The sequence below is a fragment of the Paraburkholderia sp. MM5384-R2 genome (assembly GCF_014201025.1).
GTDB classification, from domain to species: domain Bacteria; phylum Pseudomonadota; class Gammaproteobacteria; order Burkholderiales; family Burkholderiaceae; genus Paraburkholderia; species Paraburkholderia tuberum.
Map to the genome: position 1 here is coordinate 13,846 of NZ_JACHDI010000008.1, position 15,404 is coordinate 29,249.

16 protein-coding genes are annotated in these 15,404 nt (G+C 64.8%); 13 read left to right on the forward strand and 3 right to left on the reverse strand.

Annotated features, from left to right (window positions below):
- Positions 1 to 15: 15 nt before the first annotated feature.
- The 4 genes from HDG37_RS15060 to ftsB all read left to right on the forward strand — a co-directional run bounded on the left by HDG37_RS15060 (position 16) and on the right by ftsB (position 4,529).
- A complete protein-coding gene (locus HDG37_RS15060) occupies positions 16 to 1,677 on the forward strand; it encodes a CTP synthase (RefSeq protein ID WP_090800767.1) in 1,662 nt (553 codons plus the stop codon).
- Positions 1,674 to 2,528: a 3-deoxy-8-phosphooctulonate synthase gene (gene kdsA, locus HDG37_RS15065; RefSeq protein ID WP_184048879.1), complete on the forward strand. Its 855-nt coding sequence runs from the start codon at positions 1,674 to 1,676 to the stop codon at positions 2,526 to 2,528. Before HDG37_RS15060 ends, kdsA begins: the two co-directional genes overlap by 4 nt.
- Before the next feature lie 165 nt (positions 2,529 to 2,693).
- On the forward strand, positions 2,694 to 3,977 hold the full coding sequence (gene eno, locus HDG37_RS15070) for a phosphopyruvate hydratase (RefSeq protein ID WP_018417543.1): 1,284 nt from the start codon (positions 2,694 to 2,696) through the stop codon (positions 3,975 to 3,977).
- A gap of 114 nt (positions 3,978 to 4,091) precedes the next feature.
- Positions 4,092 to 4,529, forward strand: a complete 438-nt coding sequence (gene ftsB / locus HDG37_RS15075; protein ID WP_184048882.1) for a cell division protein FtsB — start codon at positions 4,092 to 4,094, stop codon at positions 4,527 to 4,529.
- A gap of 95 nt (positions 4,530 to 4,624) precedes the next feature.
- On the opposite strand, the gene HDG37_RS15080 is transcribed toward ftsB, so the two are convergent.
- The 3 genes from HDG37_RS15080 to HDG37_RS15090 all read right to left on the reverse strand — a co-directional run bounded on the left by HDG37_RS15080 (position 4,625) and on the right by HDG37_RS15090 (position 6,724).
- The gene (locus tag HDG37_RS15080; RefSeq protein ID WP_184048892.1) at positions 4,625 to 4,987 is read right to left on the reverse strand and encodes a hypothetical protein; all 363 of its coding nucleotides are present in this window, start codon (positions 4,985 to 4,987) and stop codon (positions 4,625 to 4,627) included.
- Positions 4,988 to 5,185: 198 nt separating this feature from the next.
- A complete protein-coding gene (gene hslO, locus HDG37_RS15085; RefSeq protein ID WP_184048894.1) occupies positions 5,186 to 6,136 on the reverse strand; it encodes an Hsp33 family molecular chaperone HslO in 951 nt (316 codons plus the stop codon).
- A 63-nt stretch (positions 6,137 to 6,199) separates the two neighbouring features.
- Positions 6,200 to 6,724: a gamma carbonic anhydrase family protein gene (locus HDG37_RS15090; RefSeq protein ID WP_184048896.1), complete on the reverse strand. Its 525-nt coding sequence runs from the start codon at positions 6,722 to 6,724 to the stop codon at positions 6,200 to 6,202.
- Positions 6,725 to 7,003: 279 nt separating this feature from the next.
- Here HDG37_RS15090 and HDG37_RS15095 point away from each other — a divergent pair, with 279 nt between their 5' ends.
- From HDG37_RS15095 to bamC, 9 genes are all read left to right on the forward strand, one after another.
- On the forward strand, positions 7,004 to 7,909 hold the full coding sequence (locus HDG37_RS15095) for a ferritin-like domain-containing protein (protein ID WP_184048898.1): 906 nt from the start codon (positions 7,004 to 7,006) through the stop codon (positions 7,907 to 7,909).
- A 70-nt stretch (positions 7,910 to 7,979) separates the two neighbouring features.
- Positions 7,980 to 8,864 carry an alpha/beta fold hydrolase gene (locus tag HDG37_RS15100; protein ID WP_184048900.1) on the forward strand — a complete coding sequence of 295 codons (885 nt, stop codon included), beginning with the start codon at positions 7,980 to 7,982 and terminating at the stop codon, positions 8,862 to 8,864.
- 178 nt (positions 8,865 to 9,042) lie between these two features.
- On the forward strand, positions 9,043 to 9,873 hold the full coding sequence (locus HDG37_RS15105) for a 3',5'-nucleoside bisphosphate phosphatase (protein ID WP_184048902.1): 831 nt from the start codon (positions 9,043 to 9,045) through the stop codon (positions 9,871 to 9,873).
- Positions 9,874 to 9,984: 111 nt separating this feature from the next.
- On the forward strand, positions 9,985 to 10,620 hold the full coding sequence (locus HDG37_RS15110; protein ID WP_184048903.1) for an L-threonylcarbamoyladenylate synthase: 636 nt from the start codon (positions 9,985 to 9,987) through the stop codon (positions 10,618 to 10,620).
- 56 nt (positions 10,621 to 10,676) lie between these two features.
- Positions 10,677 to 11,339 carry a site-2 protease family protein gene (locus tag HDG37_RS15115; RefSeq protein ID WP_184048905.1) on the forward strand — a complete coding sequence of 221 codons (663 nt, stop codon included), beginning with the start codon at positions 10,677 to 10,679 and terminating at the stop codon, positions 11,337 to 11,339.
- 6 nt (positions 11,340 to 11,345) lie between these two features.
- A complete protein-coding gene (locus HDG37_RS15120; protein ID WP_090800748.1) occupies positions 11,346 to 12,548 on the forward strand; it encodes a tryptophan--tRNA ligase in 1,203 nt (400 codons plus the stop codon).
- Positions 12,549 to 12,576: 28 nt separating this feature from the next.
- A complete protein-coding gene (locus tag HDG37_RS15125; RefSeq protein WP_184048907.1) occupies positions 12,577 to 13,179 on the forward strand; it encodes a bifunctional 2-polyprenyl-6-hydroxyphenol methylase/3-demethylubiquinol 3-O-methyltransferase UbiG in 603 nt (200 codons plus the stop codon).
- Between the two features lie 43 nt (positions 13,180 to 13,222).
- Positions 13,223 to 14,140 (forward strand): 4-hydroxy-tetrahydrodipicolinate synthase, encoded by a 918-nt coding sequence (gene dapA, locus HDG37_RS15130; RefSeq protein ID WP_184004131.1) that lies wholly within the window; start codon positions 13,223 to 13,225, stop codon positions 14,138 to 14,140.
- A 123-nt stretch (positions 14,141 to 14,263) separates the two neighbouring features.
- Positions 14,264 to 15,403, forward strand: a complete 1,140-nt coding sequence (bamC, locus tag HDG37_RS15135) for an outer membrane protein assembly factor BamC (protein WP_184048909.1) — start codon at positions 14,264 to 14,266, stop codon at positions 15,401 to 15,403.
- Position 15,404: the final 1 nt, after the last annotated feature.

A 15,404-nucleotide genomic window follows, 5' to 3' on the forward strand; every position in this document is an offset into this window, starting at 1 on the left:
CGCGAGCATCCAGCGATGACCAAATATGTTTTCGTCACCGGCGGCGTAGTATCTTCCCTCGGCAAGGGTATTGCCGCCGCTTCCCTCGCCGCGATCCTCGAATCGCGCGGTCTTAAAGTCACCCTCCTCAAACTCGATCCCTACATCAACGTCGACCCCGGCACGATGAGCCCGTTTCAGCACGGCGAAGTGTTCGTGACGGAAGACGGAGCGGAAACCGACCTCGACCTCGGCCACTACGAGCGCTTCATCAGCACGAAGATGCGCAAGGCCAACAACTTCACCACGGGCCAGATTTACGAGTCGGTAATCCGCAAGGAACGCCGCGGCGATTATCTCGGCAAGACCGTGCAGGTCATCCCGCACATCACGAACGAAATCCAGGCATTCGTCGAGCGCGGCGCAGCGTCTGCGACGTGCGGCGAGCCGGATGTCGCGATCGTCGAAGTGGGTGGCACGGTGGGTGACATCGAATCGCTGCCGTTCCTCGAAGCCGCGCGCCAGATGAGCCTGCGCCTCGGCCGCAACAGCGCGTGCTTCGTGCACCTGACGCTGGTGCCCTGGGTCGCCACGGCCGGCGAACTCAAAACCAAGCCCACCCAGCACAGCGTGCAGAAGCTGCGCGAAATCGGCATTTCGCCGCACGTGCTGCTGTGCCGTGCCGACCGCCGCATTCCGGACGACGAGCGCGCGAAGATCTCGCTGTTCTCGAACGTGCCCGAAGACGCGGTGATTTCCGTGTGGGACGCGGACAGCATCTACAAGATTCCGCAGATGCTGCACGACCAGGGTCTCGACGCGATCATCTGCGAAGAGCTGAAGCTCACGCCGAAGGCGGCGGACCTCTCCATGTGGTCGGACCTCGTCGAGAAGCTGCAGAACCCGAAGCACGAAGTGACGATCGGCATGGTCGGCAAGTACGTCGATCTGACCGAGTCGTACAAGTCGCTGATCGAAGCGCTGCGTCATGCGTCGATGCATACGTCGACGCGCGTGAACATCGAGTACATCGACTCCGAAGAAATCGAAACGCAAGGCGTCGGGAGCCTCAAGCATCTCGACGCGGTGCTCGTGCCGGGCGGCTTCGGCCGTCGCGGCACCGAAGGCAAGATCGCCGCGATCCGTTATGCGCGCGAAGCGAACGTGCCGTATCTCGGCATCTGCCTCGGCATGCAGCTCGCCGTCATCGAATTCGCCCGCGACGTCGTCGGCCTGAAGGACGCGAACAGCACCGAATTCGATCAGGAAACGAAGAACCGCGTGGTCGCGCTGATCACCGAGTGGTACGACCGCGAAGGCCGCGTCGAGAAGCGTACCGAAGAGTCGGATCTCGGCGGCACGATGCGCCTCGGCTCGCAGCGCTGTCCGATCAAGCCCGGCACGCTCGCCGAAGAGATCTACGGCACCGATGTGAACGAACGCCATCGTCACCGTTATGAGGTGAATAACCGCTTCGTGCCCCAGCTCGAAGGCGGAGGCCTCATCATTAGCGCCCGTACCCCGAGCGAGGATTTGCCGGAAATGATGGAGCTGCCGCGCAGCATGCACCCGTGGTTCGTCGGCGTCCAGTTCCACCCTGAATTCACGTCTACGCCGCGTGACGGTCATCCGCTGTTCAAGTCGTTCGTCGAAGCGGCGCTCGCGCATCAGCAGTCGAGGGTCGAGGAGAAAGCATGAAACTGGGCGATTTCGACATCGGGCTCGACAAGCCGTTTTTCCTGATCGCCGGTACCTGTGTCGTCGAATCGGAACAGATGACGATCGACACGGCCGGCCGCCTGAAGGAAATCTGCGCGAAGCTGAACATTCCGTTCATCTACAAATCGTCGTACGACAAGGCCAATCGCAGCAGCGGCAAGTCGTTTCGCGGTCTGGGCATGGACGAAGGTCTGCGCATCCTGTCGGAAGTGAAGCGCCAGCTCGGTCTGCCGGTGTTGACCGACGTGCACGCCGAACACGAGATCGAGCAGGTAGCGTCGGTCGTCGACGTGCTGCAAACGCCCGCGTTCCTGTGCCGTCAGACCGACTTCATCCACGCGTGCGCGCGCTCGGGCAAGCCGGTCAACATCAAGAAGGGCCAGTTTCTCGCGCCGCACGACATGAAGAACGTGATCGACAAGGCGCGCGACGCCGCGCGTGAAGCGGGCCTGTCCGAAGACCGCTTCATGGCGTGCGAGCGCGGCGTGTCGTTCGGCTATAACAACCTCGTGTCGGACATGCGTTCGCTCGCGATCATGCGCGAGACCAACGCGCCGGTCGTGTTCGACGCGACGCATTCCGTGCAGTTGCCGGGCGGTCAGGGCACGAGTTCGGGCGGCCAGCGCGAATTCGTGCCGGTGCTCGCGCGCGCCGCGGTCGCGGTCGGCGTCGCCGGTCTGTTCATGGAAACGCACCCGAATCCGGCGCAAGCGAAGTCGGACGGGCCGAACGCGGTGCCGCTCAATCGCATGGCCGACCTGCTCGAGACGCTCGTCACGCTCGACCGGGCCGTCAAGCGCGGGCCGTTCCTCGAAAGCGATTTCAACTGATTCAGGTGTGCGCCGCGTGTCACGATTGCCCTCGATAATCGACCCGCGGCGTTTTCGCATAATGGTCGTCGAACGTATCGGCGCGCGAGCTGTCTGTCGGGGAGACCGGCAGGCACGCGATGCAAGGTCACAGTAAAGAATTCAACGTCATCCTTTGAGGAAACCATGAGTGCTATCGTAGACATCATCGGTCGAGAGATTCTCGATTCGCGAGGCAACCCCACCGTCGAATGCGACGTGCTGCTCGAGTCGGGCACGATGGGGCGCGCGGCCGTGCCGTCGGGCGCGTCGACCGGCTCGCGCGAAGCGATCGAACTGCGCGACGGCGAAGCCGGCCGCTACGGCGGCAAGGGTGTGCTGAAGGCCGTCGAGCACATCAACACGGAAATCTCCGAAGCGATCATGGGTCTCGACGCTTCCGAGCAGGCGTTCCTCGACAAGACGCTGCTCGAGCTCGACGGCACCGACAACAAGTCGCGCCTCGGCGCGAACGCGATGCTGGCCGTGTCGATGGCCGTCGCGAAGGCCGCGGCTGAGGAGGCCGGTCTGCCGCTGTACCGCTACTTCGGCGGCTCGGGCGCCATGCAACTGCCGGTGCCGATGATGAACATCGTCAACGGCGGCGCGCATGCGAACAACAGCCTGGACATCCAGGAATTCATGATCGTGCCGGTCAGCCAGCCGAGCTTCCGCGAAGCACTGCGCTGCGGCGCCGAAGTGTTCCACGCGCTGAAGAAGATCCTGTCGGACCGCGGCATGAGCACGGCAGTCGGCGACGAAGGCGGCTTCGCACCGAACTTCGGCAGCAACGAGGAATGCCTGTCCACTATTTTGCAAGCCATCGAGAAAGCAGGCTACCGCGCCGGTGAAGACGTGCTGCTCGCGCTCGACTGCGCGGCCAGCGAGTTCTACCACGACGGCAAGTACCAGCTCGCGGGCGAAGGCCTGCAGTTGTCGTCGACGGAATTCGCGGACTACCTCGCGAACCTCGCCGACAAGTTCCCGATCGTGTCGATCGAAGACGGCATGCACGAGGGCGACTGGGAAGGCTGGAAGACGCTGACCGACAAGCTCGGCAACAAGGTCCAACTGGTCGGCGACGACCTGTTCGTGACGAACACGCGCATCCTGAAGGAAGGCATCGAGAAGGGCATCGCGAACTCGATCCTGATCAAGATCAACCAGATCGGCACGCTGACGGAAACCTTCGCGGCAATCGAAATGGCCAAGCGCGCGGGCTACACGGCGGTGATTTCGCACCGTTCGGGCGAAACTGAAGACTCGACGATCGCCGACATCGCCGTCGGTCTGAACGCCGGCCAGATCAAGACAGGTTCGCTGTCGCGTTCCGACCGCATCTCGAAGTACAACCAGCTGCTGCGTATCGAGGAAGATCTCGGCGATATCGCGAGCTACCCGGGCAAGTCGGCCTTCTACAATCTGCGCTAAGCGGTCTTCGCCAGATTGTTCACGCCGATCGATGAGCCGGTTATCCTTCGTTTCTGATTGACCTCGCCGCCCTGCGTATAGCGCAGGGCGGCGCGTATTTATTGTGCTTACTTCATGCGGCTTGTCACTGCTGTCCTGATCGTTCTGCTGGCGTTGATCCAGTACCCGCTCTGGTGGGGGCACGGCGGCTGGCTGCGCGTGCATGAGTTGCAGGGACAACTCGCGCAGCAACTGCAGAAGAATGCCGACGCGAAGCTGCGCAACGAGCGCATCCAGGGCGAAGTGCAAGACCTGCAGAATGGCACGGCCGCGGTCGAAGAGCGGGCGCGCTACGAAATGGGCATGGTCAAGGACGGCGAAGTGTTCGTGCAGTTCGTGTCGCCGAACCAGCCGTTGCCGTTGGCGAATACGCCGTCGGCGAACACCTCGACGCGCGGTGAGGTGTCGGCCGCGCCGCTGCATGTGGTGCCGAATCCGGAGTCGCGCGCGAAGCCGGGTCGCAAGCATGGCGGGAAGGCAGCGGCTGCGAAGGAGAAGAAGCGGGTGCACTGAGGTTCGATATTTCGCATCGGCCTCGCAGGAAGGCGCAAAAAAAGCGCGGTTCATCTTGAACCGCGCTTTTTTGTTTTTATGCTGCCGTGTTCGCCCTACCAGCCCCAATACGGCCCGAACCCGACGCCGATGCCGGTTCCCCAGCCACGTCCCCAACCGCCGCTCGAGAAGCCCGCGGAAAACCTCACGGGCGGCGAACGCGAGTAATAGCGCGACCAGGCTTGCGCGGCGGCGTCCGCGGCCATCGTCTGATTCTGTTCGAACATGACCTGTTGCTCGATCGCGTCATAGCGCGCGCGTTCCTCCGGTGTCAGCGTCTGCGCATGACTGATGGCTTCGGCCTGATCGGGCGGCAGGCGGCTCAGAATCGGCGCTGGGCCAGGCGGATCGATCGAGCAGCCGGCCAGCACCGCGCTGCCCGTGAGGACGGCAAGGATCAACGAAAGCGTTTGCTTCATGGTCGAATCTCCATCGGTCCGAGGCTCGAGCAAGCGTCTTCCAACGTGCAGCGCCGCATCCTTCCAAAGTATCAACGCCGCGCTCAAAAGCAACGCGCCGCCCGAGCCGTGACGAGGCATGGGGCGGCGCGCTCAGGACTTGCGTTGAAGAGCACGATCAGTTCACGGGCACGTACTCCGCTTCGGCGAAAGCGCGGTCTAGTGCCGCTGCGCGGCCGCCGGCGTCACACCCTGTGAGAGTCCGCCGGCCACGAAAAGTTGCGCGACGTCGACCGGGTCGAACTCGTAGCGCTGATTACAAAAGTCGCAGTGAATCTCGACGTGGCCGCGTTCCTCGATCACGCTGTCGACTTCATCGCGGCCAAGCATCTTCAGCATCGCGCCGACTTTTTCGCGCGAGCACGTGCATTCGAAGCGCGCGGTAACCGGCTCGAAATGCTGGACGTTTTCCTGCCAGAACAGGCGTCGGAACACCGTCTCAGGTTCTTCCTTCAGCAGCTCGTCGTGCGACAGCGTGCCGCCGAGCGTGCACACGCGTTCCCACGTATCCGCGTCGAGCTCGCCCGGATGCGGGACGATGCCGCCGTCGCCCGGCAGTTTCTGCAGCAGCATGCCGACCGCGCGCTCGGTGTTCGCCGCGAGCCACATGCGCGTGTCGAGCTGCTCGGAGTGATGCATATAGTGCTCGAGCACCTCGGCGATCGACTTCAGCGCTCCGTCCACGCCCGACAGCGGCACGATACTCTGGTACGGCTGCTGGCCGGGCTGCTTGGCGGTCGGGTCGAGCGTGATCACGCAGCGGCCGTAGCCGCTCGCGTTCACCAGATCGATGAGCGAGGTCGTGTCGTCGATCGTATGGGCGGCTTCGCCGGACAGCTTCGCGGTGGCGCGCATCGTCAGGTTCGAGCTGCACTGCACGACCAGCATCTTGACCGGGCCATCGCCGAAAATCTGCATGACGAGCGTGCCGTCGAACTTCAGGTTCGCCGACAGCAGCGCGCACGCGGCCATCATTTCGCCCAGAATCGTTCGCACGGGCGCCGGATAATCGCGGCGCGTCAGCACGTCCTGCCAGGTATTGCGCAGGGAAACGATCTCGCCGCGCACCGGCGCCGCGCTGAACATGAATTTTTGCAACTGGTCGTTCACAACTTTTCCTCGCTGGAATGACGCGGCATGACGCCGCGCCTTTGCGCACCGCGCGCCGGCCGTCTAGCCGATGCGTACGAGCTGCGCCTTGAAATACTCGCGGCGCCCGGCATAGCTTGCCGCGCCGCGCTGCATGTTGGCGATATCCGCTTGCGTCAGTTCGCGTACCGCCTTCGCGGGCGCGCCGAGGATCAGCGTATTGTCGGGAAACACCTTGCCCTCGGTGACGATGGCACCCGCTCCGACCAGACAGTTGCGGCCGATCACCGCGCCATTCAAGACCACCGCCTGAATTCCGATCAACGCGCCTTCCTTGATCGTGCAGCCGTGCAGCATCGCCTGATGGCCGATCGTCACGTTCGACTCGACCGTCAGCGGATAGCCGGGGTCGGTGTGCAGCACCGCGCTTTCCTGCACGTTGCTGCCGGCGCCGATCGTGATCGGCTCGTTGTCGCCGCGCAGTGTCGCGCCGAACCACACGCTCGCGTTCTCCTCGAGCGTTACGTTGCCGATGATGTTCGCCGAATCCGCGACGAACACGCTTTCATGAATGATCGGGGCGGCTTCGCCCAGCTTGTAAATCGTCACAATGTCTCCTTGTTGGTCAGAGCCGGGCCTTCGGTGACTCCGATCCTGTGCACGGTGATGGTCTGATCGGTTGCCACGCACGGGCAGGGCGGCGTGCACCCGGCGCGGTGCGAGGTTGGCGGTCTTGCGTCGCCAACTGACGGGCGTGCCCGAAAGCGCGCCGGTTGGTCGAATCGGGTATTGTAAACGGTTGTGTGCTTGAGCCGCTTGGCCGCTCGCGCGCGGCTCAGCCGCCGTCTGTCCGCCGTCTTTACCGCTTCCATCGCCGATCCGTTTGTCATGACGTCCGCCGCTTCGCCCGTTTCTGTCGCTTCTCGCGCATCGAATTCTCACGACGAGCCGCCGTGCGCGCGCCGCGCCGCGCTCGCCGCGTTGCGCGAGCGGGATCCGGCCGCGAAGGCCGCGGCGGCCCGCGAGCTGTACGCTGCGGTACTCGACGGTCGCGCGCTCTGTGACTCCGGCCTCGATCTCGCCGAGCCCGCTGGCCTGCCGGGCCGCCCCGAACGGCCCGAACTGGTCGAACCGCGCCAACTCGGTCGACGCAGCATGCAGTCGCCGCAGGGTCGCGCGGTGCTGCTCCACGCGCTCGCGCACATCGAGTTCAATGCGATCAATCTGGCGCTCGACGCCGTCTGGCGTTTCCCCGGCATGCCCGCCGGGTTCTATACCGACTGGCTCAAGGTCGCCGCCGAAGAGGCGTATCACTACTCGCTGCTCGCCGCGCGTCTCGCCGAATATGGCCACGCGTACGGCGACTTCCCTGCGCACGGCGGCCTTTGGGACATGTGCGAGCGCACCCGTGGCGACGTGCTCGCGCGCATGGCGCTCGTGCCGCGTACGCTCGAAGCGCGCGGCCTCGACGCGTCGCCGCCGATCCGCGCGCGTCTGCAGCAGGCCGGCGATCACGCGTCGGCGGCGATTCTCGACGTGATCCTGCGCGATGAAATCGGCCACGTGCTGATCGGCAACCGCTGGTTCCGTCACCTGTGCGCCGCGGACGGCCTCGATCCGCACTCCACCTATCTGCGTCTCGCCGACCAGTATCACGCGCCGAAACTGCGTGGCCCGTTCAATTTCGAAGCGCGCCGCGACGCTGGTTTCGACGATGCCGAACTCGCCGCGCTCGCGAGTCAGGATGCGCAGCAAGCCATGCAGGCAACGGACGACCGAGCATCGCGTCGATGAACCGTTACCACTTCTTGCGCCGCTGTTCCTATAATCGAACGACCATTCTTTTTTTACGGGTGCGCCGTTCATGAATACATCCCGCTCTGAGTTCGTTGCCGCGCGCGGCGTCCGGCTGCACGTGCGGCGCTGGGGCCATCCCGATGCGCGGATACTGTTCATGCTGCACGGCTGGATGGACGTCGGCGCGTCGTTCCAGTTCGTCGTCGATGCGCTCGGTGGCGACTGGCAGGTGATCGCGCCCGACATGCGCGGCTTCGGTCTGTCCGGCTGGCCGGTCGCCGAGCGCGGCGGCGGCAGCTACTGGGTGCAGGACTATCTCGGCGATCTCGACGCGCTGATCGACCACTACGCGCCCGACGGCCAGGTGAACCTCGTCGGTCACAGCATGGGCGCGAACGTCGTGTGCCTATATGCGGGCGTGCGGCCGCAGCGGGTACGGCGCGTGGTCGATCTGGAAGGCTTCGGGCTCGCGCCATCGCATCCGGCGCAGGCGCCGAAGCGCCTGCTCAATTGGCTCGACGAATTGCGCGATCCACCGCAACTCAAGCGCTACGCGTCACTCGACGAGGTCGCCGCGCGCCTGATGAAAACCAATCCGCGCCTCGTTCCGCGGCGTGCGCAGTTTCTCGCGCAGCACTGGTCGAAGCCGGATGGCGAAGGGCGCTTCATGCTGCTCGCCGATCCGGCGCACAAGGTCCGCGGCCCGACGCTGTATCGCCTCGACGAGGTGATGGCGGTGTGGCGTAAGGTCAGCGCGAAGGTGCTGCACGTCGAGGCCGCCGGCTCGCCGACGCTCGCGCAGATCGCCGGCGACATTCCGCTCGACGAATTCAAGGCGCGTTTCCAGGCGTTTCCCGATTGGCGCGAGAAGATCATCGACGGCGCGGGGCACATGGTGCATCACGACCAGCCGAAGCAGATCGCCGCGTTGATCGAGAGGTTCTGCGCCTGACACCGCGCCTGAAGCTACGTTTGAAACGGCGCTCGTGGGTCGCCCGGAGGTCGCGGGATCGGCGCTGACTGGTCTTGACCTCGCGGCACGCCGGCAACCGGCACTGGCGTCGCGAGATACCCCTGCGGCCCCTTAATGCATTGCAGTAAAATGACCGCAGAACCCTTCCAGGACCACGATGAACGCCGATCTTCACTGCCACTCCACCGTTTCCGACGGCCAGTTCGCGCCGGCCGACGTCGCGCGCCGCGCGCACGCTAACGGCGTGACGCTGTGGGCGCTCACCGATCACGACGAAGTGGGCGGCCAGCACGAGGCGCGCACCGCGGCCGAGGCTCTCGGCATGGATTACCTGAGCGGCGTCGAGATTTCGGTCACGTGGGCGGGGCGCACCGTGCATATCGTCGGACTCGGCATCGATCCGGGCAGCCAGATCCTGATCGACGGTCTCGCCCGCACGCGCGACGGCCGCGCCGCGCGCGCCGAAGCAATCGGCGAGCAACTGGCCACGCTCGGCATTCCAGACGCGTACGAGGGCGCGCTGCATTACGTGTCGAATCCCGACATGATGTCGCGCACCCATTTCGCGCGCTTCCTGGTCGAGCGCGGCCACTGCGCAAACACCCAGGAAGTGTTCGACCGCTATCTCGGCGACGGCAAGCCGGCTTACGTCGCGCACCGCTGGGCCAGGCTCGCCGACGCACTCGGCTGGATCCAGGCCGCGGGCGGCGTCGCGATCGTCGCGCATCCCGGTCGTTACGCATATTCGCAACTCGAATTCGACGCGTTCTTTGGCGAATTCATCGACCTCGGCGGCGAGGCGATCGAGGTCGTGACCGGCAGCCATACGCCCGATCAGTACCGCGAATATGCGGACGTCGCGCGTCGCTATGGCTTCGAGGCCTCGCGCGGTTCCGACTTCCATGCGCCTGGCGAAGGCCGCATCGAACTCGGTGCACTGCCGCCGTTACCCGCCGATCTGAAGCCCGTTTGGGAACGCTGGCTGTGACCGCGCGCCGTGCCGGAGCGGCACGGCGCGCGCGGGCCGGCTGGATGCGGCACGCGCTCTGCTCGCCGCAGCCCATCCGCCGCAGTTAGTCTGCAGCCATCGTGAGTCTCCATGTCCCAATACTTTCGGCTTCACCCCGACAATCCGCAACCGCGTCTCGTCAAGCAGGCCGTGCAGATCATCAACGGCGGCGGCGTGGTCGCCTTGCCGACCGATTCGACCTACGCGCTCGCCTGCCGTCTCGACGACAAGGATGCGGTCGAACGCCTGCGGCGCATCCGCGGACTCGACGAAAAGCAACTACTGTCGCTGCTCGTGCGTGATCTGTCGGAGCTCGCCAATTTTGCTATGGTGGACAACTGGCAGTACAGGCTGCTTAAGTCGGTGACCCCGGGTCCGTACGTGTTCGTGCTGCAGGCCACCAAGGAAGTGCCGCGGCGCGTGTCGCATCCGTCGCGCAAGACGATCGGCCTGCGCGTGCCGGATCACGCGATCACGCTCGCGATTCTCGAGGAGCTCGGCCAGCCGCTGCTCGGCTCGACGCTGATCATGCCCGGCGAAACCGAGCCGCTGAACGACCCCGAGGAAATCCGCGCGCGGCTCGAAAAGCAGCTCGATCTGGTGATCGACGGCGGCGCGTGCGTGTGCGAGCCGTCCACCGTAATCGATCTGACCGGCTCGGAGCCGGTGCTGGTGCGGGCAGGGCGCGGCTCGCTCGCGCCGTTCGGTCTCGAGGAAACGGTGTGAGCGTCGTGAGCGAAAGCGGACAGACACGCGCGAGCGCATTGTTACAATAGTGAGCTATGGATTCTTCCCTGATACAGACGATTGCGGTGTACGCGCTGCCGGTGATCTTCGCGATTACGCTGCACGAGGCTGCGCACGGCTACGTCGCGCGCTGGCTCGGCGACAACACCGCGTACGTGCTCGGCCGCGTGTCGCTGAACCCGATGCGGCACATCGATCCGCTCGGCACGATCGCCATTCCGCTGCTGCTGTACTTCGCGACGAGCGGCGCGTTCGTGTTCGGCTATGCGAAGCCGGTGCCGGTCGCGTTCGGCAATCTGCGCGACCCGCGCTGGGGCAGCCTATGGGTCGCGGCGGCCGGGCCCGTGTGCAATTTCATCCAGGCGCTGTTCTGGGGCGTGTTCGGCGTTGCGCTCGCGGGGCTCAATGTCAACGAACCGTTTTTCACGCGCATGGCGGGCGCGGGCGTCGGCGTCAATCTCGTGCTCGGCGTGCTGAACCTGTTTCCGCTGCCGCCGCTCGATGGCGGCCGCGTGGTGATGGCACTATTGCCGCCGAAGCAATCGATCGCGTTGTCGCGGCTCGAGCCGTACGGCTTTTTCATCGTGATGGCGCTGGTGATGACGGGTACGCTCACGCGTTTCTGGTTGAGGCCACTCGTGACGCTCGGCTATAGCGCGATCACTGCAATTCTGACTCCACTTGTTTCGCTTTTCTAAATAACCATGTTCCCAGACCGTATCTTCTCCGGCATGCGGCCCACCGGGTCGCTGCACCTCGGCCACTATCATGGCGTGCTGAAAAACTGGGTGCGGCTGCAGTCCGAATACCCGTGCTTCTTCTGCGTGGTCGACTGGCACGCACTGACGACGCACTACGAAACGCCCGAAGTGATCGAAAAGAACGTGTGGGACGTGCTGATCGACTGGCTCGCTTCCGGCATCGATCCGGCGCAGGCGACGCTGTTCATCCAGAGCAAGGTGCCCGAGCATGCCGAGCTGGCGCTGCTGCTCGGCATGAGCACGCCGCTCGGCTGGCTCGAACGCGTGCCGACCTACAAGGAGCAGATGGAAAAGCTGAAGGACAAGGACCTGTCCACCTACGGCTTCCTCGGCTATCCGGTGCTGATGGCGGCGGACATTCTGCTGTATCGCGGCTCGCTCGTGCCGGTCGGTGAAGACCAGGTGCCGCACGTCGAGATGACGCGCGAAATCGCACGTCGTTTCAACTACCTGTACGGCCGTGAGCCGGGCTTCGAGGAGAAGGCGAACGAAGCCGCGAAGAAGCTCGGCGGCAAGCGCTCGAAGCTGTATCACGAGTTGCGCAACGCGTATCAGCAGGAAGGCGACGACGAAGCGCTCGAACGCGCGCGGGCGATGCTGCAGGAATCGCAAAGCCTGTCGATGAGCGATCGCGAGCGCCTGTTCGGCTATCTCGAAGGTTCGCGCAAGATCATCCTCGTCGAGCCGCAGGCGATGCTGACCGAGGCGTCGCGCATGCCGGGTCTCGACGGCCAGAAGATGTCGAAGTCGTACGGCAACACGATCGGCCTGCGCGAAGACGCGGAAACCATCACGAAGAAGGTCCGCACGATGCCGACCGACCCCGCGCGCGTGCGCCGCACCGATCCGGGCGATCCCGACAAATGCCCGGTGTGGCAGTTGCATCAGGTCTATACCGACGAAGCGACCCACGAGTGGGTGCAGAAGGGCTGTCGCTCGGCAGGCATCGGTTGCCTCGATTGCAAGCAGCCGGTCGTCGAAGGGATTCTGCGCGAGCAGCAGCCGATGCTCGAGCGCGCGCAGAAGTACATGGACGACCCGTCGCTGTTGCGCGCGATCGTCGCCGATGGCTGCGACAAGGCACGCCGGTTCGCGACCGAAACGATGCGCGACGTCCGTGAGGCGATGGGGCTGTCGTACAACTGATGCGCACCCGACGCGCCGCGGTGCAGCGATGAGCACGCCCGTTACCAGTGGCTTGCATGGCCTCGGTGAACCGTCGCGCTGGGTGCGTCACTGGGCGCACCTGATCGCGCCGGGCGGCGCGGTGCTCGACGTCGCGTCGGGGGCCGGGCGGCATGCGCGCTTTTTTGCGTCGCTCGGCCATCCGGTCACCGCGATCGATCGCGACGCGGCTGCTCTCGACCTGCTGCGCGACGCGCCGCTCGTCACACCTCTCGTGGCCGATCTCGAAGGTGCGACGTGGCCACTACCGGCCGATGCGGCGTTCGCCGCCGTCGTGGTCACCAACTACCTGCACCGGCCGCTTTTTCCGCAATTGCTGCGCGCGCTCGCGCCCGGCGGCGTACTGGTTTACGAGACCTTCGCGCAAGGAAACGAAAGCGTCGGCAAACCCTCCAATCCGGCGTTTTTGCTCGCGCCTGGCGAGCTGCTCGACACCGTGCGGGGCCGCCTGCGGGTGATCGCATTTCAGGACGGATTTCTCGCCGAGCCGCGTCCGGCCTACGTTCAGCGCATCTGCGCGGTTCGGGAAACGGCCCGGGCGCATGATCCCGCACGGGCAACAGCGCCACCTTGTTACGAGTTGGCTGGCTAATCCGCTACAATCGCGGTTTACCTGATCATATTCATGGCGTTTCATGACTAACGGCAACCACAGCGGTCACCAGGACGGCGTTCAGATCCGCGGCAGCATTCCTGCCATCATCACTCCGATGCTCGAAGACGGCAGCCTCGATCTGCCGGCGTTTCGCAAACTGATCGACTGGCACGTCGAGGAAGGCACGAATGCGCTCGTCGTGGTCGGCACGAGCGGCGAGTCGGCCACGCTGTCGGTCGAAGAACACGTGCTGATGGTCAAGACCGCGGTCGAGCACACCGCTGGACGCATTCCTGTCATCGCGGGCGCGGGTGCCAATTCCACCGCCGAGGCGATCGAACTCACGCAACACGCGAAGGACGTCGGCGCGGATGCCACGCTGCAGGTCGTGCCGTACTACAACAAGCCGACCCAGGAAGGCATCTACCGCCATTTCGCGAAGATCGCCGAAACAGTCGATCTGCCAGTGATTCTGTACAACGTGCCGGGCCGCACCGTCGCCGACATGAGCAACGAGACCATCCTGCGCTGCGCGCAGGTGCCGGGCATCGTCGGCGTGAAGGAGGCCACGGGCAACATCGACCGCGCCGCGCATCTGATCAAGTCGGCGCCGGCGCATTTCGGCATCTATAGCGGCGACGACCCCACCGCGATCGCGCTGATGCTGCTCGGCGGTCACGGCAATATTTCGGTCACCGCGAACGTCGCGCCGCGCGCAATGAGCGAACTGTGCAAGGCCGCGCTCGCCGCGGACGTGAAGACCGCGCGCGACATTCATCTGAAACTCCTGTCGCTGCACAAGTACCTGTTTGCCGAAGCGAATCCGATTCCGGCGAAGTGGGCGCTGCAGCAACTGGGGCGTGTGCAGGGCGGCATCCGCCTGCCGCTCACGCCGCTCGACGCGCAATACCACGAAGTGGTGCGCGGAGCGCTGCGCGAAGCGGGCCTGCTCGGCTGAACGGGCCGACCGTCCCGCCGCCCACGCAAGACCGCCACCGGCATTTCATTAACCGACGTCGCTTCAGCCCACGTTCCCGGCAGATCGAACGAGGCATCGCGTTCCAGCATCACGAAGGACCTCATGAAACGTTCCGCACTTTCCCTCCACGCAACCCGCATGGCGGCGCTGGCGCTTGCCCTGTCGACGCTCGCCGGCTGTGACACGCTGAACGACTGGTTCGCTTCCGACCGCGTCAACTACAAGGCGACCTCGAGCGCGCCGCCGCTCGCCGTGCCGAGCGATCTGAGCACGTCGCCGAACGACCAGCGCTATGTGGCACCGCCGGCCAATCTGGCGCTTGGTGGCACGCCGACGCGCGCTGTCACGGCGGCCGGCAACGCGACCGAAGGTCAGCCGAACGCGCAGGATCCGCTCGGCATGCATATCGAGCGCGACGGCGACCGTCGCTGGCTGGTGGTCGACGGCCGTTCCCCGGAACAGCTCTGGCCGCAGCTGCAGGAGTTCTGGCAGGAAAACGGCTTCGTGCTGAAGACTGATGCGCCGGCCACCGGCATCATGACGACCGACTGGGCGGAAAACCGCGCGAACATTCCGGACGACTGGTTCCGCCGCACGGTCGGCAAGGTCATCGACTTCGCCTATTCGTCGGGCACCCGCGACAGTTTCCGCACGCTGGTATCGCGCGGTCCGGACAGCGCGACCGATATCTCGATCACGCACAGCGCGATGGAAGAGGTGATGACCGGGCAGGACAAGACGTCTTCGCGCTGGGAAGAGCGTCCGCGTGATCCGGCGCTCGAGGCGCTGTTTCTCGCCAAGCTGATGCAGAAGTTCGGCCTGACTGAAGCACAATCGAAGCAGTTGCTGACCGACGCGCGCACCGCCGCCGCGCCGACCACGATCGAGCAGAACGCGGGTGCGTCGACGCTCGATCTGCAGGAGTCGTTCGACCGTGCCTGGCTGCGTGTGGGCCTCGCGCTCGATCGCACCAACTTTACGGTCGATAACCGCGATCGCGAGAAAGGCATCTACTACGTGCGCTACGCGGATTCGATGCAGGAACTGAAGAAGGAAGGCCTGTTCGGCAAACTGTTCTACAGCGGCAATTCGACGCGCAAGCCGGGCCAGGAATTCCTCGTCAACGTGCGCGCGAAGGGCGACGCGGTGACGCAGGTCGCGGTCGTCGACGCGAATGGGCAGATCGACACGTCGTCGGACGCGCAGCGCATCGTGTCGCTGCTGCACGCGCAACTGAACTAAG

Excerpts from the sequence above, each read along its gene's own strand:
- HDG37_RS15060 (WP_090800767.1), top strand. The coding sequence starts at position 16 with ATGACCAAATATGTTTTCGTCACCGGCGGCGTAGTATCTTCCCTCGGC.
- kdsA (WP_184048879.1), top strand. The coding sequence starts at position 1,674 with ATGAAACTGGGCGATTTCGACATCGGGCTCGACAAGCCGTTTTTCCTG.
- eno (WP_018417543.1), top strand. The coding sequence starts at position 2,694 with ATGAGTGCTATCGTAGACATCATCGGTCGAGAGATTCTCGATTCGCGA.
- ftsB (WP_184048882.1), top strand. The coding sequence starts at position 4,092 with ATGCGGCTTGTCACTGCTGTCCTGATCGTTCTGCTGGCGTTGATCCAG.
- HDG37_RS15080 (WP_184048892.1), bottom strand. The coding sequence starts at position 4,987 with ATGAAGCAAACGCTTTCGTTGATCCTTGCCGTCCTCACGGGCAGCGCG.
- HDG37_RS15095 (WP_184048898.1), top strand. The coding sequence starts at position 7,004 with ATGACGTCCGCCGCTTCGCCCGTTTCTGTCGCTTCTCGCGCATCGAAT.
- HDG37_RS15100 (WP_184048900.1), top strand. The coding sequence starts at position 7,980 with ATGAATACATCCCGCTCTGAGTTCGTTGCCGCGCGCGGCGTCCGGCTG.
- HDG37_RS15105 (WP_184048902.1), top strand. The coding sequence starts at position 9,043 with ATGAACGCCGATCTTCACTGCCACTCCACCGTTTCCGACGGCCAGTTC.
- HDG37_RS15110 (WP_184048903.1), top strand. The coding sequence starts at position 9,985 with ATGTCCCAATACTTTCGGCTTCACCCCGACAATCCGCAACCGCGTCTC.
- HDG37_RS15115 (WP_184048905.1), top strand. The coding sequence starts at position 10,677 with ATGGATTCTTCCCTGATACAGACGATTGCGGTGTACGCGCTGCCGGTG.
- HDG37_RS15120 (WP_090800748.1), top strand. The coding sequence starts at position 11,346 with ATGTTCCCAGACCGTATCTTCTCCGGCATGCGGCCCACCGGGTCGCTG.
- HDG37_RS15125 (WP_184048907.1), top strand. The coding sequence starts at position 12,577 with ATGAGCACGCCCGTTACCAGTGGCTTGCATGGCCTCGGTGAACCGTCG.
- dapA (WP_184004131.1), top strand. The coding sequence starts at position 13,223 with ATGACTAACGGCAACCACAGCGGTCACCAGGACGGCGTTCAGATCCGC.
- bamC (WP_184048909.1), top strand. The coding sequence starts at position 14,264 with ATGAAACGTTCCGCACTTTCCCTCCACGCAACCCGCATGGCGGCGCTG.